General features: G+C 52.0%; 16 protein-coding genes and 1 rRNA gene. 6 read left to right on the top strand and 11 right to left on the bottom strand.

What is annotated here, in order from left to right; translation table 11 throughout:
• The first annotated feature begins 38 nt into the window (after nt 1–38).
• Both NF212_RS15680 and NF212_RS15675 read left to right on the top strand, forming a co-directional pair.
• Entirely contained in the window at nt 39–3,476 is a 3,438-nt protein-coding gene (locus NF212_RS15680; protein ID WP_434357214.1) for a PAS domain-containing hybrid sensor histidine kinase/response regulator, read from the top strand.
• The gene (locus NF212_RS15675; RefSeq protein WP_434357212.1) at nt 3,476–3,694 is read left to right on the top strand and encodes a hypothetical protein; all 219 of its coding nucleotides are present in this window, start codon (nt 3,476–3,478) and stop codon (nt 3,692–3,694) included. The genes NF212_RS15680 and NF212_RS15675 overlap by 1 nt, the downstream gene beginning before the upstream one ends.
• A gap of 63 nt (nt 3,695–3,757) precedes the next feature.
• Here the strand turns inward: NF212_RS15675 and NF212_RS15670 are convergent, their stop codons facing one another.
• The 9 genes from NF212_RS15670 to aspA (NF212_RS15630) form a co-directional block, all read right to left on the bottom strand.
• The gene (locus NF212_RS15670; protein WP_434357210.1) at nt 3,758–4,258 is read right to left on the bottom strand and encodes a hypothetical protein; all 501 of its coding nucleotides are present in this window, start codon (nt 4,256–4,258) and stop codon (nt 3,758–3,760) included.
• 123 nt (nt 4,259–4,381) lie between these two features.
• Nucleotides 4,382–6,109: a sodium:solute symporter family protein gene (locus NF212_RS15665; RefSeq protein ID WP_434357208.1), complete on the bottom strand. Its 1,728-nt coding sequence runs from the start codon at nt 6,107–6,109 to the stop codon at nt 4,382–4,384.
• Nucleotides 6,110–6,121: 12 nt separating this feature from the next.
• On the bottom strand, nt 6,122–6,388 hold the full coding sequence (locus NF212_RS15660; RefSeq protein ID WP_434357206.1) for a DUF4212 domain-containing protein: 267 nt from the start codon (nt 6,386–6,388) through the stop codon (nt 6,122–6,124).
• 265 nt (nt 6,389–6,653) lie between these two features.
• A complete protein-coding gene (locus NF212_RS15655; protein WP_434357204.1) occupies nt 6,654–7,283 on the bottom strand; it encodes a response regulator transcription factor in 630 nt (209 codons plus the stop codon).
• Between the two features lie 132 nt (nt 7,284–7,415).
• Complete coding sequence (locus NF212_RS15650; protein WP_434357202.1) at nt 7,416–9,230, bottom strand: protein-disulfide reductase DsbD; 1,815 nt, start codon at nt 9,228–9,230, stop codon at nt 7,416–7,418.
• A 134-nt stretch (nt 9,231–9,364) separates the two neighbouring features.
• Complete coding sequence (locus NF212_RS15645) at nt 9,365–10,666, bottom strand: anaerobic C4-dicarboxylate transporter (RefSeq protein ID WP_434357200.1); 1,302 nt, start codon at nt 10,664–10,666, stop codon at nt 9,365–9,367.
• Between the two features lie 81 nt (nt 10,667–10,747).
• Entirely contained in the window at nt 10,748–12,211 is a 1,464-nt protein-coding gene (aspA, locus tag NF212_RS15640; RefSeq protein WP_434357198.1) for an aspartate ammonia-lyase, read from the bottom strand.
• Between the two features lie 321 nt (nt 12,212–12,532).
• Nucleotides 12,533–13,864: an anaerobic C4-dicarboxylate transporter family protein gene (locus NF212_RS15635; protein ID WP_434357196.1), complete on the bottom strand. Its 1,332-nt coding sequence runs from the start codon at nt 13,862–13,864 to the stop codon at nt 12,533–12,535.
• A 127-nt stretch (nt 13,865–13,991) separates the two neighbouring features.
• Entirely contained in the window at nt 13,992–15,455 is a 1,464-nt protein-coding gene (gene aspA / locus NF212_RS15630; protein WP_434357194.1) for an aspartate ammonia-lyase, read from the bottom strand.
• A gap of 454 nt (nt 15,456–15,909) precedes the next feature.
• On the opposite strand from aspA (NF212_RS15630), the gene NF212_RS15625 reads away from it, so the two are divergent.
• On the top strand, nt 15,910–16,431 hold the full coding sequence (locus tag NF212_RS15625; protein WP_434357192.1) for an FxsA family protein: 522 nt from the start codon (nt 15,910–15,912) through the stop codon (nt 16,429–16,431).
• 59 nt (nt 16,432–16,490) lie between these two features.
• Here the strand turns inward: NF212_RS15625 and NF212_RS15620 are convergent, their stop codons facing one another.
• Nucleotides 16,491–18,449: an acetoacetate--CoA ligase gene (locus NF212_RS15620; RefSeq protein ID WP_434357190.1), complete on the bottom strand. Its 1,959-nt coding sequence runs from the start codon at nt 18,447–18,449 to the stop codon at nt 16,491–16,493.
• Nucleotides 18,450–18,627: 178 nt separating this feature from the next.
• Nucleotides 18,628–19,968: an MATE family efflux transporter gene (locus NF212_RS15615; RefSeq protein WP_434357188.1), complete on the bottom strand. Its 1,341-nt coding sequence runs from the start codon at nt 19,966–19,968 to the stop codon at nt 18,628–18,630.
• A gap of 199 nt (nt 19,969–20,167) precedes the next feature.
• Between NF212_RS15615 and NF212_RS15610 the strand changes: the two genes are divergently transcribed.
• The 3 genes from NF212_RS15610 (at nt 20,168) to NF212_RS15600 (ending at nt 24,140) form a co-directional block, all read left to right on the top strand.
• Nucleotides 20,168–20,458, top strand: a complete 291-nt coding sequence (locus tag NF212_RS15610) for a co-chaperone GroES (protein ID WP_054675656.1) — start codon at nt 20,168–20,170, stop codon at nt 20,456–20,458.
• A 46-nt stretch (nt 20,459–20,504) separates the two neighbouring features.
• Complete coding sequence (gene groL, locus NF212_RS15605; RefSeq protein WP_434357185.1) at nt 20,505–22,151, top strand: chaperonin GroEL; 1,647 nt, start codon at nt 20,505–20,507, stop codon at nt 22,149–22,151.
• A 436-nt stretch (nt 22,152–22,587) separates the two neighbouring features.
• A 16S ribosomal RNA gene (locus NF212_RS15600) occupies nt 22,588–24,140 on the top strand.
• Nucleotides 24,141–24,220: the final 80 nt, after the last annotated feature.

The raw sequence follows: 24,220 nt of genomic DNA, 5'->3' as shown, positions 1-24,220 counted from the left end.
GGTGAGGGATATGCCGGCCTGAGACTTAGGGATGGGTTATGGAACAAGGTTGGATAGTAGTCCCGGTGACGCTGATATACCTCGGTGTCCTGTTTTTTATTGCCTGGTACGGTGACCGCCGAGCCCAGAGGCTTTCCCGCTGGCAGCCGTGGATATACAGCCTTTCCATCGCGGTGTACTGCACCTCCTGGACCTTTTATGGCACTGTCGGGCAGGCTAGCAGTTCTGCGTGGTCATTCCTGCCTATCTATATTGCCCCCATCCTTGTTTTTACCCTCGGCTGGCGTTTCCTTGCCCGGCTGATCCTGATTGCCAAGCGTGAACATATCACCTCCATCGCTGACTTCATTGCGGCACGCTACGGAAAATCCCAGGGGCTGGCAGTGATGGTCACCGTTATAGCGGTTATCGGCATCCTGCCTTATATCGCGCTGCAGCTTCGCGGTATTACCATGGGGCTGGATCTCATCGCGCCGGAACTGGATGTCGGGGAGGGAAGCGGGGAGGATCAGGCGGTCTGGCTGGTATGTGTCTCCCTTGCCATGTTTACCATCCTGTTCGGTACCCGCCATATCGACAACACGGAACACCACCGTGGCATGATGATGGCTGTGGCATTTGAATCCATCGTTAAGCTGGTGGCATTCCTCACGGTAGGTATCTTTGCCCTGTTCTGGCTGCTGGAAACCCCGGTCAGTGGGCAGTTTACCCAGTCCCGGCTTCTCGGGACGCCTGACTGGGGATCGTTTTTCATCCATACCATTTTGACGGTTGCAGCCATTTTCTGCCTGCCTCGCCAGTTCCACACCATGGTGGTTGAGAATTCCCGGGCCTCACACCTTCACCTCGCACGCTGGGTATTCCCGGGATATTTGGTGCTGATGGGGCTGTTCGTACTCCCGCTCGCCTTTGCCGGGCAGTTTTGGCTGCCGGATGCCCCCGCAGACAGTTATGTCATCAACCTGCCGCTCAAAGCCGGTTCAGACCTGATTGCACTGTTGGCCTTCCTCGGTGGGACGTCTGCGGCCAGTGGTATGGTGATCGTTTCAACCATTGCCCTTGCCATCATGGTGTCGAATGACATTGTGTTGCCGCTGGTTTTCCGGCGGATGAGGATGTCCGGCCGTAACTTTACCCAGTTTTCCGGGCTGCTGCTCAATATCCGCCGCGCCCTGATTTTCCTGATTATTTTCGGAGCATGGGGCTTTTATCACCTTATAAACGAACTGCCGTCACTCTCCTCCATTGGCTTTCTTTCCTTTGCGGCCATTGCTCAGTTTGCACCATCGCTGGTGGGGGGGATTTACTGGCGTCCGGCAAACACCAAAGGGGTATATGCCGGTTTAATCGCAGGGTTTTCAGTATGGCTGATGACCCTGATGATGCAGACCGACATGCTGGCCGGTGATGCAGGAAGCAATGTGGTGTTGTGGCTTCTTACCCCACCATCCCTGCCGTTGCTTTCCACCTTGACCCCGGTTGACTGGGGGATGGCTCTGAGCCTGGTAGTGAATATAGGCTGTTTTATGTTGGTCTCGACCCTGACCCGCCCGTCGCTGAGTGAGCGCCTGCAGGCTGCGGCATTTATTGGGACGCCGTTGCCCGAAAATGATGACGGCGGGCTGTACCAAACCCGCGTGACAGTCGCCGAACTGGAAATGCTGGCGGCACGTTTCGTTGGCCGCAAGCGTGTCCGGCAGGCGTTTCGCCAGTTCAGTGAAGCACATGCCCAGGAGTTCCTGCCCCAGCAACAGGCTCCGGCGACCCTTATCCGGCACACCGAGCGTGTATTGGCCGGGGTGTTCGGGGCGTCCTCTGCCCGGCTGGTACTGATGTCTGCCCTTCAGGGGCGCAACATGCAGCTGGAGGAAATTGCCACTATCGTGGATGAGGCCTCTGAGCTGTTTGATTTCAGCCGTGGCTTGCTCCAGGGGGCAATTGAGCATATCAACCAGGGGATCTCTGTTGTCGACAAACAGCTCCGGCTGGTGGCCTGGAACCAGCGCTATGTAGACATGTTCAATTTCCCGCCGGGACTTATTCAGGTAGGGAGACCGATTGCTGACCTTATCCGTTTTAACGCGGAGCGCGGGCTGTGTGGGCCGGGGGATCCTGAGATCCATGTCCGCAAGAGGGTTGAATACCTTCGTTGCGGCTCCCCCCACACATCTTCACGGGTAAGGCCGGATGGGCAAGTCATTGAGGTTCAGGGCAATCCGATGCCAAACGGTGGCTTTGTTATGACCTTCTCAGACATTACTGCATTCCGCCAGGCTGAGTTGGCGCTGAAGCAGTCCAATGAAACCCTGGAGGCAAGGGTAACGGAGCGTACCCGGGAGCTGGAATCCCTTAATACCCGGCTGGTATCTGCAAGCCGCAAGGCTGAGCTGGCCAGCCAGTCGAAAAGCCGCTTTCTGGCTGCGGTGAGCCATGACCTGATGCAACCCCTGAATGCAGCGAGGCTGTTTGCCTCATCCCTGATTGAGGTGGCGAGGGAAGGCGAGGTGGTGAAACTTTCCGGCCATATCGAGAGTGCCCTAGGGGCTGCTGAGGATCTTATCGGGGATCTGCTCGATATTTCGCGGCTGGAGTCCGGCAAGATGAAAGCCAAGATTGAGGAATTCAGCCTCAATGAAGTTTTCTCCACTCTTGAGGCAGAGTTTGGTGTATTGGCTGGCCAGCAGGCAGTGACCTTCCGAGTGCTGCCGACCCATGTCAGGGTGCGTTCTGACCGCCGGATGTTGCGCCGGGTACTGCAGAATTTCCTGACCAATGCTTTTCGCTACAACCCGCATGGCAAGGTGTTACTGGGTGTAAGGCGGGAGCGTGACCGCTACCGGATTGAAGTATGGGACAACGGCCCGGGGATCCCGGACGAACGGCAAGCCGATATTTTCCATGAATTTACCCGTATTGACCGAAAAGGTGCAGAGCAGGGGCTCGGCCTTGGGCTTGCCATTGCCCGTGGGATAAGCCGGGTACTCGGGCAACCCCTTGGCCTTCGGTCATGGCCGGAGGAAGGAACGGTATTTTCTATACTGGTGAATAAAGCCATAGGGACAGAAGAAAATGGAGAACAAGAGGCCGCCCCGGTGCAGAATCAGCCTTTGTCTCACCTTCGCGTATTGTGCGTGGACAACGATACCGATATTTTGCTCGGTATGGAGAACCTGCTCAGCCGGTGGGGGTGTGATGTCCGATGTGCCACTGACGTCTACGAGGCCATGCGCCAGTTGGAAGATGGTTGGGTACCCCAGTTCATCCTGAGTGACTACCACTTGGAAAATGACCAGACCGGGCTTCAGGTTCTGCAACAGTGTAGGTTAAAGCTGGGTATGCAATTCCGTGGTGTGGTGATAAGTGCCGATCGGACACCTGAAACCCGGCAGACCATATTAAGCCTGGGCTTTGGCTTTATATCCAAGCCGGTTAAACCGCTGAAGCTCAGGAGTGCCCTAAATCAGGGAGGAAACTGATGCTACCTTTTCAAATAGGACGGTTGGAGACAGAAGTCGGTATCGTCCGCTTGGAGGGAAACTACGATCCGGTATCAGGCGATATCCAGGTGGATCATCTTGATTTGATGGCGACAGATGGCTGGCAGGATGTCAGCCATTGGTTAAGTGAGCAGGCATTTGAGGCTCAGGTCCAGACCATATTTTCTGCTGCACGGTCATCCCTTTCCCAAGGCTAGGAATAAAAAACGGAACCCTCGCGGTTCCGTTTTTCGTTTGGAAATACTTCGACCCTGTGCGAGTTAGCCGTTGTTTTTCTGGTCTTCGGTGAAGAAGGTTTTGTATTCGATAAAGGTCGCAGGGGTATCAGCAAAATAGAGAGTGCCATCTGCACTGACCACTAGGCGTATCTGGCTGCTGTCTGACGTAGGTGCCGGCAGGGTTATGGACCAGTTCGTGCCATCGTTGCTGTCTGCCATCATGCTTTCCGGTTGCCGGGTTGAGGATTTATCCGGAACCAGCGCAATTTTGGCACCCTTCAGGGGGAATTTGGAGGAGAGGGTCAGTACCAGGCTCTCTGTGGTAAGGGACTCTGAACGCAATTGCACTTCAAAGTCACCGTTTTCCAGGTCGCAAAGGCCGGATGTATAACGGCAATTTGAGCGGGCCACCAGTTTATAGCTTTCCCCTTCTTTGGCGACGTGGGGCTTTTCACTGACGGCAAGGTCGACACCGAAATAGGCAATCACAGCCAGAACCGGGGCGATCAACATAGCCAGAATGAGGTGTTTATTCTTAAACATAGGGCATCCCTGACGCGGTAATTAAAACCGGCAATAAAAATCCATTGCCAAACAAAACAGAAGATAACCTTTCTGAGGGAGAAAAAAAGCCCCGGTACGGGGCTTTTAGGTTATTGCGTTGTATTAGTGTGACTGGGCGTCACCTGCACCGGTAGGGATACGTACATGCTCTACCAGTTCTTTCACTTCATCCGGCGTTTCTTCGGTCATGCCAGACACGATGTAGGCAACGGCAAAGTTAAATACCGCACCTATAGCACCGAAGGCATTAGGCTCAATACCCAGGAACCAGTTGCTGCCCCAGCTCTGTAGGTATTTCCAGTCAGCAACGAACAGGATGCCCTTGTGCTGGAATACGTAGAACAGGGTGACACTGATACCGGCGATCATACCGGCGATAGCGCCTTCCTTGTTTATCTTCTTGCTGAAGATACCCATCATCAGGGCCGGGAAGATGGACGATGCAGCCAGGCCGAAGGCCAGTGCTACCGTACCTGCCGCAAAGCCCGGTGGGTTGAGTCCGAGATAACCGGCCACGGCAATTGCGACCGCCATTGCAACCCGGCTTGCCATCAACTCGTTTTTCTCAGAGATATCCGGCATCAATACACCCTTCAACAGGTCGTGGGAGACCGCCGAAGAGATTGCCAGCAACAGACCTGCCGCGGTGGACAGTGCCGCCGCCAGGCCACCGGCAGCAACCAGTGCGATTACCCAGTTTGGCAGTTTCGCGATTTCTGGATTCGCCAGTACCATGATGTCACGGTCAACGTTCAGCTCGTTGGTCTTTGGATCCGGGGTGTACTGGATCTTGCCGTCGTTGTTCTTGTCGTCGAACTTCAACAGGCCGGTTACTTCCCAGTTCTTGAACCATTGAGGACGCTCATCATAAGCCAGGTTCTGGCCTTGAGCTGGGTTAACGGTGTCCATCAGGTTCAGACGTGCCATTGCAGCAACGGCAGGTGCAGTGGTGTACAGGATAGCAATGAAGAACAGTGCCCAACCTGCAGACGTACGTGCATCACGGACCTTAGGTACAGTAAAGAAGCGGATAATAACGTGTGGCAGACCTGCCGTACCGATCATCAGTGACATGGTGTAAACGAACATGTTCAGGGTATCGCCGCGCACTGCTGTGGTGTACTGGCTGAACCCAAGTTCGGTGACGACCTGGTCAAGACGGTCAAGCAGATAAGCATCTGTACCTGCCATGGTTGAACCGAGGCCAAGCTGTGGCAGCGGGTTACCAGTCAGTTGCAGGGAGATAAATACTGCAGGGATGGTGTATGCCAGGATGAGTACGCAGTACTGTGCAATCTGGGTGTAGGTAATACCCTTCATGCCGCCCATAACTGCATAGAGGAATACGATAGTCATTCCGATGTAGAGACCGGTATCGTAATCCACTTCCAGGAAACGGCCGAATGCTACGCCGACACCTTTCATCTGGCCGATTACATATGTAACGGATGCGATGATAAGGCAGATAACAGCTACCACACGGGCAGTGTTGGAGTAGAAGCGCTCACCGACAAACTCCGGCACGGTAAACTTACCAAACTTACGCAGGTAAGGTGCCAGAAGCAGTGCCAGCAGAACATAACCGCCGGTCCAGCCCATCAGGAACACAGAACCGCCGTATCCCATAAAGGCAATCAGACCAGCCATTGAGATAAATGATGCCGCAGACATCCAGTCCGCTGCTGTTGCCATACCGTTTGCAACAGGGTTAACGCCACCACCGGCAACGTAAAACTCTTTGGTTGAACCCGCGCGGGCCCAGATTGCGATACCGATATACAGGGCGAAAGTAAACCCGACAACTATATACGTGATGGTTTTCAAATCCATTTTTCAGGCTCCTTACTCGTCTACGCCGAATTCACGGTCGATTTTTCGCATCTGACGCGCATATACGAAAATTATCCCGAGGAATACGTAAATAGACCCTTGCTGTGCAAACCAGAAGCCCAGTTTGTAGCCGCCAATTTGGAAGTTGTTCAGTACATCGACAAATAAGATGCCGCAACCAAACGATACAACGAACCAGACAACCATTAAGCGAACCATCAGCTTAACGTTCTTGTCCCAATAGGCTTTCGCCATTTCCTTGTTTTTATCCAGAGACATCACCATCTCCTTAAGTGACACGTTAATGGAATGTTACCCCTAGACAATAGCAAGCTTGCGTCAAGGAAACAGTGCAACTTTAGTCGACCGAAATTGGCGAAAGATCGGGTGTTTACTGGGGTTGTCGTGAGAATGGACACACTTTTATGGTGTTAACGAGATGTTACATTCGCCTAAAGTCTAATGCATGGCAGGGAGGCAATTGAAAAGAATAGGTAAAACAGAAAAATAATCATCCGGATGCATGCACCCGGATGTGTGGAATTCAGCTGAGATCTACCTGTTGGAGCAGGATGACCGCCTGGGTTCGGTTTTTGACCCCCAGTTTGCGAAAGATGGCTGTCATGTGTGCCTTGATGGTTGCTTCGGAAACATCGAGCTCGTAAGCGATCTGTTTGTTGAGCAGCCCATCCGACAGCATGCTCAGCACCTTGTGTTGTTGCGGTGTGAGGGTCGCAATCTTGGCTGACAGGTCATCATCACTGCCTCCGTCATCAATCCCTTCCGGGAAGCACATCTCCCCATCCAAAACGTGGTTTAGAGACTGTATCAGTGAACGCATATCCGATGATTTGGGGATAAAACCAAAGGCTCCGTGGGATTTTACCTGGCGGATGATAGGGGCATCTTCGGTTGCAGAGATGACGACAATGGGAAGGTCTGGGAACTGGGCGCGCAGTTGTACCAATCCAGAAATACCATTGGCTCCCGGCATCTTCAAATCGAGGAGGAGCAAGTCCACGTCAGGGTCTTTGTCCAACAGGGTTATCAAGCTGTCCAGGCTGTCTGCTTCAAGCAGGTTTGCACCACTGATAGCCATATGCACCGATTGAAACAGCGCATTTCGGAACAGCGGATGGTCGTCAGCAATGACGATTGTATAGTTGGCGTCCATGGTCCGGGTCATCCTTGATATGTTAAGAAAAAGCTAACACCTCAGCTTGGATGAAATCAATGGCATATGTGGGGATTTAAGAGCTGGATCATTGGCCTGAAGTAAAATACCCGCCGGGTGGCGGGTATCAGATTACTGGACAATGTAATGGCTTTTCAGATGCTTGATAAAGGGTTCCGCTTTCATAAAGCCGGTCAGCCGTGCCTGAGGAAGTGGATTTCCTTTTGCATCCCAAAAGTCGATGGTTGGCAGGCCGAGCACATCAAGTTGCTGGAGCAGGGCAATGTCATCCGGCTCACTTTTGGTGACATCCGCCTGAAGCAGGACAATGTTTTCCAGCAGCGGTTTCACGTCAGGGTTGTTGAAGGTGTACTTGTCAAACTCCTTACAGGAGACACACCAGTCAGCGTAGAAGTCGAGCATAACCGGTTTTCCGGCTGCCTTTGCGGTTTCAAGCTGCTTGTTTAATTCGCTGACTGTTTCAACTTTGGTGAATACGACATGTTCACTCTTGGCTTCACTGGCCTGAGGGAGGCCAGTGTAATTTTGGTAGAGCGAAATACCGGATGCTGAAATACCAAGGATAGCTACGATACCGACCAGGCTGGATTGCCACTCTGCCGGCATTTTGGTCTTCGTATGGTAGAGCCATGCTGCAAACGCAAGGCCAAGCAGCGCCCAGCCATAGTTGGCAAGATGTTCAGGGATGATGCGCTCCAGCAGGAACAGAGGCACTGCCAGCAGTACAAAACCGAAGAACACCTTTACGTAATTCATCCAGTTCCCGGCTTTCGGCAGCAATTTGTTGCCAAACATCGCCGCCAGTATCAGGGGGATACCCATGCCGATCGCCAGTGCGTACAGGGTGATCCCGCCAAACAACAGGTCTCCGGTCTGGGCAACATACAAGAGCGCGCCGGAAAGCGGAGCAGTTGTACACGGTGAGCAAATCAGACCGGATATGGCACCCATTGTGAATACCCCTGCTGTACTGCCACCTTTTTGTTGGTTACTGAGGTTGTTCAACCAAGTCTGGACTCCGGACGGTAATTGCAGGGAATAAAGGCCAAACATAGACAGTGCCAGCGCAACAAACATGATGCTTAAGCCAACCAGTACATAAGGATGCTGAAGGGCTGCCTGGAACTGGAGCCCGGCAGAAGCCACTACCAGTCCGAGTAAGGTATAGGTCAGCGCCATGCCTTGCACATAGATAAACGCCAGCCGGAAGGCTTTACCTTGGGAAAGCTTCCCGCCACCAAGTACGATGCCGGTCAGGATAGGGTACATAGGTAGTACACAGGGTGTGAACGCAAGGCCAATGCCCAGTGCCAGAAACAGAAGCGGTTGCCACCAGTTGTCGGCCAGTGACTGGGCCAGCTGTGCATCTGCTGAACCGTCATTCTGGATTACCGGTTGCTTGGTTTCTTCAGCAGGTGCGCTGAGCTGGGAACTGTCAGGTGTATTGGTGGCTGCACTTACGGCCATCAACGGAATGGTTCGGATTTCCGGTGGGTAACAGAACCCGGCTTTGGCGCAGCCCTGGTAGTGGACAATCAGTTCACTGGTATCGCTTGCTTTAATGAGCGGCACGGTGATTTCCAGTGGAGTGGTATAGATATTCACCTCACCGAAAAACTCATCATTATGTGGCTCGCCGCGGCGCATCTCCAGCGGGCCAATTTCAGCGCCATTCTTGGTTTCTACCTTAATGCGCTGCTCATAGAGGTAATAGTCGGGTTTTACCTGCCAATCGAGACGGACAGTATTGCCCTGTTGGGAAAAATTAAAAGGAAAGGCTTCGTCTACCGGGACAAACTGCGGATCCTCTGCCTGTGCGCCGAAGTTAAAAGCGGCTTGGGCCGGGGCAATAAAGCCAAGGCTCAACACAAGCATCAACAGGGATAGAAAACGGGTTCCTGATGAAATCATTGCTCTCGGTGTCATGTTGAAAAAATAACCAAAGGATTAGGGGCAACTATATCACTCTGACCGGAAAATCTGGAAAGGAGTTTCAGCCGGGTGCAAAAAAGCCGGTTTGAAACCGGCTTTTGAGGAGAGTTTGTGCTCAGTTGGCAGGTTTAGATAAACAGGCCACCAAAAGCAAAACCAAGGGCAACGGAAGATGCAATAGTCACAACACCCGGAATAAAGAACGGGTGGTTGAACACCAGGTTACCGATACGGGTTGAGCCTGTGTCATCCATTTCCACCGCTGCGAGCAGGGTTGGGTATGTTGGCAGTACAAACAGCGCACTGACTGCGGCAAAGGATGCGACAGCTGTCAGTGGCGCCACGCCGATTGCCAGTGCTGCAGGCATCAGGGCAGTGGTCGTTGCACCCTGTGAGTAAAGCAACATAGAGGCGAAGAACAGGGTAACCGCCAGCATCCACGGATAGTTTTTCAGGATTTCAGAGGCCAGCTCTTTAATGCCGTCAATGTGGGCAGAAACAAAGGTATCACCCAGCCAAGCCACACCCAGTACGCACACACAGGCACTCATACCGGACTTGAAAGTTGCTGCGTTGGCAATCTTGGACGCATCAATCTTGGTAGTGGTCACGATCAGGGTTGCAGCGGTCAGCATGAATACCATGATGGCGTGGTTACGACCCAGTGCAGGGTTTTGGATAAGGCCGACGGTGTCGCTGATCATAGTGGCGTAAGCCACAACGGCGATAATGGCGAAAACGAAGATATAAACCGACATCTTGGCAGTCGGCAGGATTTCACGCTTTGTGCCACCCTGTAGCTTGATTAGGCCTTTTGCCAGACGCTCCTGGTAAACCGGGTCATCTTTCAGTTCGCAGCCGAGGAAGTTCGCCACGAAGGCGCCAATCATACAGGCAGCAAAGGTTGTTGGAATACAGATAGCCAGCAGCATCAGGTAATCAACACCCATTGGCTCAAGGATGCCTGAGAAAAAGACGACGGCAGCAGAAATTGGTGAGGCTGTGATGGCAATCTGTGAAGCAACTACCGCAATAGACAGCGGGCGGGACGGACGGACACCTTGTTCTTTGGCAACTTCAGCAATAACAGGAAGTGTTGAGAAAGCGGTGTGGCCGGTGCCAGCCAACAGTGTCATGAAATAGGTAACGATAGGGGCGTAGAAGGTGATGCGTTTCGGGTTCTTGCGGAGGAACTGTTCTGCGAGGTCTACCAGCCAGTCCATCCCGCCGGCAACCTGCATGGCTGCGATGGCCGTGATAACTGACATAATGATGAGAATTACATCAACCGGAATATGTCCAGCTGGGATTCCCAGTCCCAGAGAGAGTACCAGCACACCGGCACCGCCGGCAAAGCCAATACCGATACCGCCTATTCGGGCGCCGACAAAAATAAACGCGAGGACAATAAAAAGCTCTATACCAATCATGTTGTGTTTACCTGGTTGGAATTATTGGTTTTGTGACGCTAAAACGCCCCGGTAAGGGGGCGTTTTCTGTTTAAAGTGCGATTAAGCGTAGCGCTTGCCCTTGTACTCAGGGTGCATCAGGTTCTGAACAGAGAAGATATCGTCCAGTTGCTCTTCAGTCAGCAGGCCGCGCTCCAGAACCACTTCGCGGACACTCTTGCCGGTTTCGGCGCAGATCTTGCCAACGATGTCACCTTCATGGTGACCGATGAAAGGGTTCAGGTAGGTCACGATGCCGATAGAGCCGTATACGAACTGCTCGCAGATTTCCTTGTTAACGGTGATGCCGTTAACGCACTTGTCTGCCAGGGTGTAGCACGCATTGGACAGCAGGGAGACAGATTCGAACATCGCCTGGCCGATAACAGGCTCCATCACGTTCAGCTGCAACTGGCCGGCTTCTGCCGCCATGGTCACAGTGGTGTCGTTACCGATAACCTTGAAGCACACCTGGTTGACCACTTCAGGGATAACCGGGTTAACTTTGGCTGGCATGATAGAAGAGCCGGCCTGCATTTCAGGCAGGTTGATTTCATTCAGGCCAGCACGTGGGCCGGAAGAGAGCAGACGCAGGTCGTTACATACCTTGGACAGCTTCACAGCCAGACGCTTCAGTGCGCCGTGAACCATTACGTATGAACCACAGTCTGAGGTTGCTTCAATCAGGTCTTCTGCCGGTGTTACGTCCAGGCCGGTGATTTCAGCCAGACGCTGTACAGCCAGAGGCTGGTAACCGGCAACCGCGTTCAGGCCGGTACCGATAGCGGTGGCACCCAGGTTCACTTCCAGCAGCAGGGCCGCAGTGTACTTGAGGTTTTTGATCTCTTCTTTCAGCAGTACCGCGAAAGCACGGAATTCCTGGCCAACAGTCATTGGCACAGCGTCCTGCAGCTGGGTACGGCCCATCTTCAGGATGTTCTTGTTTTCTTCTGCCTTGGCGTTGAACGCCGTTTCCAGATAAGAGATCGCAGACATCAGCTTCACGATGCTGTTGTATACCGCGATGCGGAAACCGGTAGGGTAGGCGCAGTTGGTAGACTGGCTCTTGTTGACGTGGTCGTTAGGGTTAACAACGTCGTATTCACCCTTTTCACGGCCCATCAGTTCCAGTGCCAGGTTGGCAACCACTTCGTTGGTATTCATGTTCACAGAGGTGCCCGCACCGCCCTGGAAGGCATCAGACGGGAACTGGTCCATGCATTTGCCGGTTTCCAGGATAAGGTCACAGGCTTTGATGATGTAATCGCCCACTTCTGGTGGGATCACACCCAGCTCTTTGTTTGCCATGGCAGCGGCTTTCTTGGTGAAAACCATACCGCGGACAAAGTCAGGAATGTCAGAAATCTTGGTGTTAGAAATTTGGAAGTTTTCGACAGCACGCAGGGTGTGGATACCCCAGTAAGCATCAGCCGGAACCTGGCGTTCGCCAAGAAGATCCTCTTCGATCCGGAATGCAACAGCAGAATCAGCAGCGTTAGCTACATTGTTATCAATCATCTGAGACATGACTTGGCCTATATATAAATACAAAAATTTGGATGACAGCCTAGCCTGACAATTACCGCAGAGTCCTTTCCTCAGAGATTGTGGCAGGTGGTGCGTTTGCACCTTGTTAAATCTGAGGGCAATTTTAGCGTGTTTCAGCATAAATAATATGGCGCAGATCACTTTTTATATGTTTATTAGACCGGTTGTGTATCAAAATTTCGTGATATTAAACTTTGTTAATAGGCGACGTGGGGCATTGAAGAATTCTTGAACAGAAATTCAGGCAAACAAAAAGCCGGTATAAGACCGGCTTCTGTTTAAGTGACGGTTTTCAACCTGTTACAGGAACATACCTGCAAACACGAAACCGAATACCAGCGAAACAATCATCGCTACCATACCCGGCATCATGAAGCTGTGGTTGAAGATGTACTTACCGATCTTGGTGGTACCGGTAACGTCAAAGTCGATAGCTGCGATGATTGGGCCGTAGTTAGGGATAAAGAAGTAGCCGTTAACCGCTACGAACATGGCAACCAGGTAAGCCGGCTCGATACCGAGCGCCAGACCCAGAGGCATCAGGACAGCGGTGGTCGCGCCCTGGCTGTTTACCATCACAGAGAAACCGAACAGTGCGAAGGCGAATGCCCAAGGTGCGGTTTCAACCAGCCCCTGAACCGCTTCTTTCAACATGCCCATGTGGCCGTTGAACAGGGTGTCACCCAGCCATGCGATACCGAAGATCGCGATAATGGCGCGCATACCTGCGTGGAATACTGAGCCACGGGATACTTTGTCCTGGTTCGGCTTACATACCAGTACAGTGATACTGGCTACGGTCAGCATGACGATTTCAATCGCATGAGCCATGCCCAGGCGAACTTCGTTGCCACCGATTTCGAATACCGGGCGCAGGGATGGGATTGCACCCAGGATAACAACCAGCAGAGAACCCAGCAGGAACATACCTACAGAGAACTTGGCGTCTTTGGTTGGGACGTATTCGCTGGCATTCGCTTCTGCGGTGCCTTCGATCAGTGTGCGGTACTCAGGATCCTGCATGCGGCGCTGGTATTCAGCATCGTTGGACAGGTCTGCGCCCATGTAACCAACAGCAAAGGCAGCAACAGCCAGGCCGATGAAGGTACAAGGGATGGTGACCATCAGGATGTCACCCAGAGTGATACCTGCAGGCTCAACGACACCGACCATAGCTACAGTCGCGGCAGAAATTGGGCTGACAACAATGGCGAACTGAGAGGCGATTACCGCAACAGACATCGGACGCTCAGGGCGGATGCCGGTACGGCGTGAAACTTCAGCGATGATAGGCAACACTGAGTATGCAACGTGGCCGGTACCCGCCAGCATGGTGAATACATAAGTGACCAGTGGTGCCATAAAGTTGATGTAGCGAGGTTGCTTGCGCAACAGCTTTTCAGCCAGGTGTACCAGATAATCCAGACCACCGGCAGCCTGCATACACGCAGCAGCGGCAACCACGGCCATGATCATCAGCATAACATCGATTGGTGGGCTGGTAGGCTGGAGGCCAAAGACAAAGGTCAGGATAGCCAGGCCGAAACCGCCCATGATACCCAGGCCGATGCCTCCTATACGTGCACCAATAAGGATACACGCCAGAACGACGAGAAACTCAATAAGAAACATAGTGTAAAGCTCCGATAGGTAAAAAATCCGTTTACTGCCATATCGGGGGTTCAGAGCCAGTACCATCCCGGGGAGAATGGGACGGTACTTGCCCCCGATAGCAGAGAATTAGGTCCTGCCAGTGGTATTAGATATAACGCTTGGCCTTGTATTGAGGATTCATCAGGTTCTCGACAGAGAAGATGTCATCCAGTTGCTCTTCAGTCAGCAGGCCGCGCTCCAGAACCACTTCGCGGACACTCTTGCCGGTTTCGGCGCAGATCTTGCCAACGATGTCACCTTCATGGTGACCGATGAATGGGTTCAGGTAGGTCACGATACCGATAGAGCCGAATACGAACTGCTCGCAGATTTCCTTGTTAACGGTGATGCCGTTAACGCACTTGTCTGCCAGGGTGTAGCACGCATTGGACAGCAGGGAGACAGATTCGAACATCGCCTGGCCGATAACAGGCTCCATCACGTTCAGCTGCAACTGGCCGGCTTCTGCCGCCATGGTCACAGTGGTGTCGTTACCGATAACCTTGAAGCACACCTGGTTGACCACTTCAGGGATAACCGGGTTAACTTTGGCTGGCATGATAGAAGAGCCGGCCTGCATTTCAGGCAGGTTGATTTCATTCAGGCCAGCACGTGGGCCGGAAGAGAGCAGACGCAGGTCGTTACATACCTTGGACAGCTTCACAGCCAGACGCTTCAGTGCGCCGTGAACCATTACGTATGAACCACAGTCTGAGGTTGCTTCAATCAGGTCTTCTGCCGGTGTTACGTCCAGGCCGGTGATTTCAGCCAGACGCTGTACAGCCAGAGGCTGGTAACCGGCAACCGCGTTCAGGCCGGTACCGATAGCGGTGGCACCCAGGTTCACTTCCAGCAGCAGGGCCGCAGTGTACTTGAGGTTTTTGATCTCTTCTTTCAGCAGTACCGCGAAAGCACGGAATTCCTGGCCAACAGTCATTGGCACAGCGTCCTGCAGCTGGGTACGGCCCATCTTCAGGATGTTCTTGTTTTCTTCTGCCTTGGCGTTGAACGCCGTTTCCAGATAAGAGATCGCAGACATCAGCTTCACGATGCTGTTGTATACCGCGATGCGGAAACCGGTAGGGTAGGCGCAGTTGGTAGACTGGCTCTTGTTGACGTGGTCGTTAGGGTTAACAACGTCGTATTCACCCTTTTCACGGCCCATCAGTTCCAGTGCCAGGTTGGCAACCACTTCGTTGGCGTTCATGTTCACAGAGGTGCCTGCACCGCCCTGGAAGGCATCAGACGGGAACTGGTCCATGCATTTGCCGGTTTCCAGGATAAGGTCACAGGCCTTGATGATGTAATCGCCCACTTCTGGTGGGATCACACCCAGCTCTTTGTTTGCCATGGCAGCGGCTTTCTTGGTGAAAACCATACCGCGGACAAAGTCAGGGATATCAGAAATGGTAGTGCTTGAGATTTGGAAGTTTTCGACAGCACGCAGGGTGTGGATACCCCAGTAAGCGTCACCCGGAACCTGGCGTTCGCCAAGAAGATCCTCTTCAATTCGGGTGGCAAGATTTGCATTTGCAGCCATTGCTGCATTGGTTTCAATCATCTGAGACATGACTTGGCCTTTATAATTAGAAATTAAGTACCTAGCCCAACAAATACCTGCAGAGTCCTTTCCTCAGAGATTGTGGCTGTAGAAGGGTTTTTAATACCCTGTATGGCTGCGAATTCTATCCACCGCAGGCAGTAAGAATGTGCCTAAGATCAATTTTTTGTATGACGTTATGATCGGGGTTTAAACGCTGTGATCTCGCTCAACATATAATCTCGGTTTTTTATTTTTTGTTGGGTAAATGTTTCATTGATGCCGTATTTACATGTTTTATATTCCGAAATGTGCTGTTTGAATTTCATTCATCTGGCACATGAACCGCACGTAAATTCAGCCATTTTGTAACAACTTTTTTCCGTGTCGCGTTTAAAAATTGAATCCGCAGTTTCCGCCCCCATATCTAAAGTGCTATGTTGCGAGAAGCGACAATCCAGTCCGCTACCGAATGAGGTTTACTTTGTTCCCTATTCTGCTTTTAGCGTTTATTGCTGTACCTATTATTGAGATTGCGTTGTTTATTCAGGTTGGTGGGATCCTTGGCTTGTGGCCGACGATTGCCCTGGTGCTGATTACAGCCTTTGTCGGTGCATCTTTAGTGCGCAGCCAGGGGTTGCAGACTCTTATGTCGGTGCAGCAGCGGTTGCAGCAGGGAGAGCTTCCGGCCCAGCAGATCGTGGAAGGTGTGATGCTTGCAGTCGCGGGGGTTCTCCTGTTGACCCCCGGGTTTATGACAGATGCGATGGGCATGACTATTCTTCTGCCTGCCCCCAGAGCTGCGATTGCCAAATACCTGATGAGCCGGGTCAAAGTAAACACCATGTCTCCGGGTGGATTCCAGCAAGGTGGTTTTTACCAGCAGGGGCCATTTGAGCAGGATCCGTTCAACCGCTCTGGCAATTCAAATGAGGGTAATACCTTCGACGGTGAGTGGGAGCGTAAAGATGGTTCAGATCCGGATGATAAAAATCGCCTGAAATAATTCCGAATCAATATCAAAAAAGCAGCCGAGGCTGCTTTTTCTGTTTAGGGAGCGGGTGGTCAGTCCCGCAGTTCTTCCCTGTTTTCATATTCTGCCAGGGAACCGGGATTTGCCAGGGCACTTTGCTGGACTACATCCCGCCCATGGACAACATCCTTGACTGCCAACTCAGCCAGTTTCCCTGACCGGGTTCTGGGGATGTCCTGCACGGCGAGTATCTTGGAAGGAACGTGGTGGGGCGAGCAGTGCTGGCGCAGGGTTTTGCGTATCCGGTCTTCGAGGTCCGGAGTCAGGATCTCTTTGTCCTTGAGTTGGACAAAAAGAACAACCCGGACGTCATTGTCCCAGGTCTGGCCAATGACTACGGAGTCGGCCACTTCCGGGAGTGTATTTACATACCTGTACACCTCTGCCGTTCCAATGCGGACACCGCCGGGGTTAAGCACGGCATCGGAGCGGCCGTAAAATGTCAGGCCACCAGTTGGCCTTTCCTCAACATAATCTCCGTGGTGCCAGATCCCAGGGAAGCGTTCCCAGTAAGCGGCATTATATTTTTCGCTGTCCGGGTCATTCCAAAAACCGAGAGGCTGGTTGGGGAATGTGTTACAGCACACCAGTTCTCCCTGCTCTCCCGTAACGGCATGCCCATCACTGTTCACCACCCGGACATCCATACCCAGCCCTTTTACCTGGCACTCACTTCGGTGTACCTGACTCATTGGGCTGCCAAGCACAAAGCACCCGCATATGTCTGTGCCGCCTGAAATAGAGCTGAGCTGAACATCCTGCTTTATCTTGTCGTAAACAAAATCGAACTGCTCTGGAGCCAGGACTGAGCCTGTTGAGCAAATTGTCCTCAGGGAAGACAGGTCGTGATGTTCTTCCGGCCAATACCCCTGTTTTGCGAGGGCTTCAAGGTACTTGGCTGATGTGCCGAAAAGCGACACTTTGTAACGTTCAGCCAGTTGCCACAGGATGCCTGGCTCCGGATGGAAAGGGGAGCCATCATAAAGGAGAAGGGTAGCACCGGAGGCTAGCCCACTGACCAGCCAGTTCCACATCATCCAGCCGCATGTAGTGAAATAAAAAACAGTATCCCCGGCTTTTATATCGGAGTGGAGGATATGTTCCTTGAGGTGGTTAATCAGGATACCGCCGACCCGGTGCACAATACATTTTGGCTTCCCAGTGGTACCGGAGGAATAGAGGATAAACAGCGGACTGTTAAAGCTGACTGGGACGAACTCAGGGGGCGGCGGGTTTTCCAGCATCAAATCCTGCCAGGCGATAGCATTGTCTGGCAGTCCGAATCCTCTGCCTGCGTGAGAGACGACAATCCACTGTTCCACTGACGGCAGTCGCTCCACAATGGTGTGGGATTTTTCCATGCAATCATGGGTGCGCCCGCCATAGAAATAGCCATCGACAGTAAAGAGAACCTTTGGCTCGGTCTGGCCGAAACGGTCAAGAACACTGTCGACACCAAAGTCCGGGGAAGTGGATGTCCAGATAGCACCCAGAGAGGTTGCAGCCAGCATAGCCACAATGGTTTCCGGCATATTGGGAAGATAACCCGCTATGACATCACCTTGCTGGATACCCTTTTCGCGAAGGAACTGGGCGATGCTTGCTACCTGGTCATAAAGTTGGTGCCAACTGACGTGGCGGTGTTGGCCTGACTCATCACAGAATATCAGAGCATCTTCCTGGTTCCTGAGCGGGACAAAATGCAACAGGTTTTCCGCATAATTCAGCCGAGCTTCGGGGAACCAGACACTGTCCCGGTTACGGTTTTCCATATCCGGTGACAGTGCAATATCGCCCGGGTCTCCCTGGATTTGAGTCCATTGCCAGAAACGTACCCAGAAGGTGGCATTGTTCTGCAATGACCAGTTGTGGAGTGACGGGTAATCGGTAATGCCTGCATTTTCATGCTGATTGAGAAATCCGATAAAGGCCTGCATGTTGGAATCTTCAACACGTGAAGATGAGGGCTGCCACAAAAGTGAATTGTCCATAATCTGCTCCCTGAATTCCTGTTCCGGCGCAGCCTGTCTGTGCTGGCGATTATTTGACCGATGTCAGTTTACCACGTGTATTTCGCTACACCTTTGTTTTTGCTTGTTTTTGAGAAGGCAATACAAACAGGCTGCTATACATAAAACTTGAGTACAGTGTAGCAGCCAGACGAAATTGTTAGTTGAGCTGGGGAGGGAAGCTGCGCAGATGGCGTGCAAATAGATAGGCGGAGAACCCGGCAATGGCGTGGGCAACGGCAATCCCGACAAAGAGACCTTCAGTACCATTGATGTATTTCCCCAACCAGGCGAGTGGCAGTAAAAGCCCAAATAACCTCATTAGATTTACCGCAAAAGCGTACTGGGTTTTTTTTAGGGCATTCAACGCACTGCTCAGCAGCATGACGTTGCCAAGTAAACCATAGCTGATGGGGACCACGATAAGATAGAGCCAAAGCTGTTCCCTGACGAGCGTTTCCTGGCTGAAGAGCTCTGCGATGGGGTGGCTCAACGGCACCATGGCTGCAAACACCAAAAGCTGAAAAAGGAAAGCAAACCGCATTGCCTTGAAAAGCGCTTCGAACGCCCGTTCACGGTTTCCAGCACCCAAGTTTTGTGCCATCAGGGGAGTGAGCACAGAGCACAGGGACATCATAACGATAAGAAGCAGGGACTCAACCCGTTGTGCTGCTCCATATGCCGCCACACTTGCTGTCCCTTGGGAGGCAAGCATCGACATCAGTACCGCTCCGGACAGCGGGTTAAGCGCATTCGAGAAAGCAGCGGGTGCGCCAAGGCTCAGTATTTCCTTAAAGTCCTGACTGATATGGGCTGGGGAAGGGAATGAAAGCAGCTTGTCCCGCCTTACTAATATATAGCCTGACATCAACAGGGCGCCGGCCCAACTGATTGCGCTGGCGATAGCCGCACCCCTTACTCCTAATTCAGGGAAAGGGCCGGGGCCAAAGATGAGTAAGGGGTCAAGCAAGCCATTAATGCCCCCCGCGAGCATCATGATTTTTGCCGGTGTTTTGGTATCCCCTGTTGCCCGGATGGCTGCATTTCCTGCCATTGGGATTACCAGCAGAGGGATGGTGAGATACCACACCTCCATATATTGTGAAATGAGTGGCATTAGGGAGGTTTTTGCCCCTAAAAGGCCAAAAAGCGGGGTTATTGTTGTGAGCCCGGCTAGGGATGCCAGAGAAACCAGTATCAAAGCAAGCAACAGACCATGGCTTGCGACCCGAGCGGCTTCCCTGTGTTCGTTCCTTCCCAGAAGTCGCCCGACAAGAATAGAAATACCGGCACCGATACCCATCGTAATGCAATTTACAGCAAAGGTAACCGGGAAGGTAAAACTCACGGCAGCCAATGCCTGGGTGCCCAACATCGAGATGAAGAAGGTATCGACCAAGTTAAACATAAGGATAGCAACCATCCCAAACACCATGGGGACGGTCATTTTCATCAATATGTTATCTAACGGCGCGGACAACAGGCCGTGTTTGTCTTTCATAGTCGTCTCGGCTTTACTGGGCACGCCTACCCTAATCCATAGCGTTACCCAGCGCAAAAAAAAGCAAAAAATTTATTTTTGCCCCTTGGAAAGCCAAAACCTGTCCCCCACATTAGGTTACAACCGGGCGGAAGCAGAGCAGCTTCGCGTCTGAAACCCAAATTACATGGAATAACCATATAAAATCAGGAGACGACCGATGAATATTCGTCCACTTCACGATCGAGTTATTGTTGAACGCCTGGAAGTTGAATCCAAGTCAGCTGGCGGTATCGTACTGACTGGTTCTGCGGCGGAAAAATCAACCCGTGGTAAGGTTCTGGCTGCAGGTAAAGGCCGTATTCTGGAAAACGGTTCTGTACAGCCACTGGACGTTAAAGTTGGTGATACTGTTATTTTCTCTGAAGGTTTTGGCACCAAGTCTGAGAAGATCGAAGGTAAAGAAGTCCTGATCCTGTCTGAAAGCGATATCCTGGCTATCGTTGAGTAATTCCGATATCCGGTAACCACAGAATTAAAGAAAAGGAAGATAGAAAATGGCAGCTAAAGACGTAAAGTTTGGTAACGATGCCCGCGTTAAAATGCTGGAAGGTGTAAACGTTCTGGCAGATGCAGTTAAAGTCACCCTGGGCCCTAAAGGCCGTAACGTTGTACTGGATAAATCATTCGGTGCACCAACCATCACTAAAGACGGTGTGTCTGTAGCCCGTGAAATTGAACTGGAAGACAAGTTCCAGAACATGGGTGCCCAGATGGTTAAGGAAGTGGCTTCACAAGCAAATGATGCTGCTGGTGACGGTACCACCACTGCAACCGTTCTGGCCCAGGCTATCGTAAATGAAGGTCTGAAAGCCGTTGCTGCTGGCATGAACCCAATGGATCTGAAGCGTGGCATTGATAAAGCAGTTGCCGCAGCTGTTGAAGAGCTGAAAACGCTGTCTGTTCCATGTGCAGATTCTAAAGCGATCGCGCAGGTTGGTACTATTTCTGCTAACTCTGACGAGACCGTAGGTAACATCATCGCTGAAGCGATGGAAAAAGTAGGCCGTGACGGTGTTATTACTGTTGAAGAAGGCCAGTCCCTGCAGGACGAGTTGGACGTAGTTGAAGGTATGCAGTTTGATCGTGGCTACCTGTCTCCTTACTTCATCAACAATCAGGAGTCTGGATCTGTTGATCTGGAAAACCCATTCATCCTGCTGGTTGACAAGAAAGTTTCTAACATCCGTGAGCTGCTGCCAGCTCTGGAAGCTGTTGCCAAGGCATCACGTCCTCTGCTGATCATTGCAGAAGACGTAGAAGGTGAAGCACTGGCTACTCTGGTTGTAAACAACATGCGCGGTATCGTGAAAGTTGCTGCCGTTAAGGCACCAGGTTTCGGTGACCGCCGTAAAGCCATGCTGCAGGACATTGCTATCCTGACCGGTGGTACTGTTATTTCAGAAGAAGTTGGCCTGGAGCTTGAAAAAGCGACTCTGGAAGACCTGGGTCAAGCCAAGCGCATCAATATCACCAAAGAAAACACCACTATTATTGATGGTGTTGGTGAAGAAGGTTCAATCAAGGCTCGCGTTGCTCAGATTCGTCAACAAATCGAAGAAGCAACTTCAGACTACGATAAAGAGAAGCTGCAAGAGCGCGTGGCCAAGCTGGCTGGCGGTGTAGCAGTAATCAAAGTGGGTGCTGCAACTGAAGTTGAAATGAAAGAGAAGAAAGACCGCGTAGAAGACGCCCTTCATGCAACCCGTGCAGCGGTAGAAGAAGGTGTGGTTGCTGGTGGTGGTGTAGCTCTGGTTCGCGTAGCGAAACTGGTAGCTGGCCTGACTGGCAGCAACGAAGAGCAAAACGTAGGTATCCGCGTTGCTCTGCGCGCGATGGAATCTCCGCTTCGCCAGATCGCTTATAACGCAGGTGATGAAGCTTCTGTTGTTGCTAACAACGTTAAAGCAGGCGAAGGTAACTTCGGTTATAACGCAGCTACCGGCGAATACGGCGACATGATTGCAATGGGTATCCTGGATCCAACTAAGGTAACCCGTAGTGCATTGCAGTTTGCCGCATCTGTAGCTGGCCTGATGATCACTACTGAAGCTATGATCACTGAGCAGCCTAAGAAAGACGCTCCTGCAATGCCTGATATGGGCGGCATGGGTGGTATGGGCGGCATGGGTGGCATGATGTAATCGCCATCTCCTTACCGAGATATAAAGAACCCGCTATCAGCGGGTTCTTTTTTGTCTGTTTTTTGTGCAGGAATGCCGTATTTTTACCATTTTGAACAATAAGTAACCTAACGATCTCTTTTTTGAAAAAAGAGGTTGCACGAAAATTTCAGATCTCTATACTGCGCTCCTGTCGACGGGGAACGGAGTGTGACTCCGGTCACGAAAGCGGTAAAACGAAGTCTCAGGATAACGTACGCTAACGTCGATATTGCTCTTTAACAATTTGACCATGCAATCTGTGTGGGCGCTCGTTGAAACAGAATAAAGAATTTATTCAATGAATCGAGTGACCAAACGAGATTCCTGCAAAGGAATATCGGCACAGTCAATTCATTCCTTAGTAATAAGGAATAACAGTATTCATTGAGCCAAACCTTCGGGTTTGAAAAAACTTTAATTGAAGAGTTTGATCATGGCTCAGATTGAACGCTGGCGGCAGGCCTAACACATGCAAGTCGAGCGGCAGCGACAACAACAATCCTTCGGGAGCGTTGTTGGGCGGCGAGCGGCGGACGGGTGAGTAATGCTTGGGGATCTGCCTCTGGGCGGGGGATAACTACTGGAAACGGTAGCTAATACCGCATAATGTCTACGGACCAAAGCGGGGGACCTTCGGGCCTCGCACCCAGAGATGAGCCCAAGTGGGATTAGCTAGTTGGTGGGGTAATGGCTCACCAAGGCGACGATCCCTAGCTGGTCTGAGAGGATGATCAGCCACACTGGAACTGAGACACGGTCCAGACTCCTACGGGAGGCAGCAGTGGGGAATATTGCACAATGGGGGAAACCCTGATGCAGCCATGCCGCGTGTGTGAAGAAGGCCTTCGGGTTGTAAAGCACTTTCAGCAGTGAGGAAGGTGGTGTAGTTAATAGCTGCACCATTTGACGTTAGCTGCAGAAGAAGCACCGGCTAACTCCGTGCCAGCAGCCGCGGTAATACGGAGGGTGCGAGCGTTAATCGGAATTACTGGGCGTAAAGCGCATGCAGGCGGTCTGTTAAGTCAGATGTGAAAGCCCCGGGCTTAACCTGGGAGTTGCATTTGAGACTGGCAGGCTAGAGTCTTGTAGAGGGGGGTAGAATTCCAGGTGTAGCGGTGAAATGCGTAGAGATCTGGAGGAATACCGGTGGCGAAGGCGGCCCCCTGGACAAAGACTGACGCTCAGATGCGAAAGCGTGGGGAGCAAACAGGATTAGATACCCTGGTAGTCCACGCCGTAAACGATGTCTACTTGGAGGTTGTGCCTATAAGGTGTGGCTTTCGGAGCTAACGTGTTAAGTAGACCGCCTGGGGAGTACGGCCGCAAGGTTAAAACTCAAATGAATTGACGGGGGCCCGCACAAGCGGTGGAGCATGTGGTTTAATTCGATGCAACGCGAAGAACCTTACCTACTCTTGACATCCAGAGAAGCTTGAAGAGATTCGAGTGTGCCTTCGGGAGCTCTGAGACAGGTGCTGCATGGCTGTCGTCAGCTCGTGTTGTGAAATGTTGGGTTAAGTCCCGCAACGAGCGCAACCCTTATCCTTGTTTGCCAGCGAGTCATGTCGGGAACTCCAGGGAGACTGCCGGTGATAAACCGGAGGAAGGTGGGGACGACGTCAAGTCATCATGGCCCTTACGAGTAGGGCTACACACGTGCTACAATGGCATATACAGAGGGCAGCGAGACCGCGAGGTGGAGCGAATCCCAGAAAGTATGTCGTAGTCCGGATTGGAGTCTGCAACTCGACTCCATGAAGTCGGAATCGCTAGTAATCGTGGATCAGAATGCCACGGTGAATACGTTCCCGGGCCTTGTACACACCGCCCGTCACACCATGGGAGTGGGTTGCACCAGAAGTAGATAGCTTAACCTTCGGGAGGGCGTTTACCACGGTGTGATTCATGACTGGGGTGAAGTCGTAACAAGGTAGCCCTAGGGGAACCTGGGGCTGGATCACCTCCTTACCTAAACTGCTTCATGAGTGTCCACACAGATTGCTTGGTCGAAAAGTAAAGAGAGTATTTTGTTGGGGTGCCCAAAGCCC

Origin of the sequence: Parasalinivibrio latis (assembly GCF_036825535.1) — a bacterium.
Taxonomy (GTDB): domain Bacteria; phylum Pseudomonadota; class Gammaproteobacteria; order Enterobacterales; family Vibrionaceae; genus Parasalinivibrio; species Parasalinivibrio latis.
Note: the sequence above shows the minus strand (reverse complement) of the source record. Positions and strands in the feature narration are given on the sequence as shown.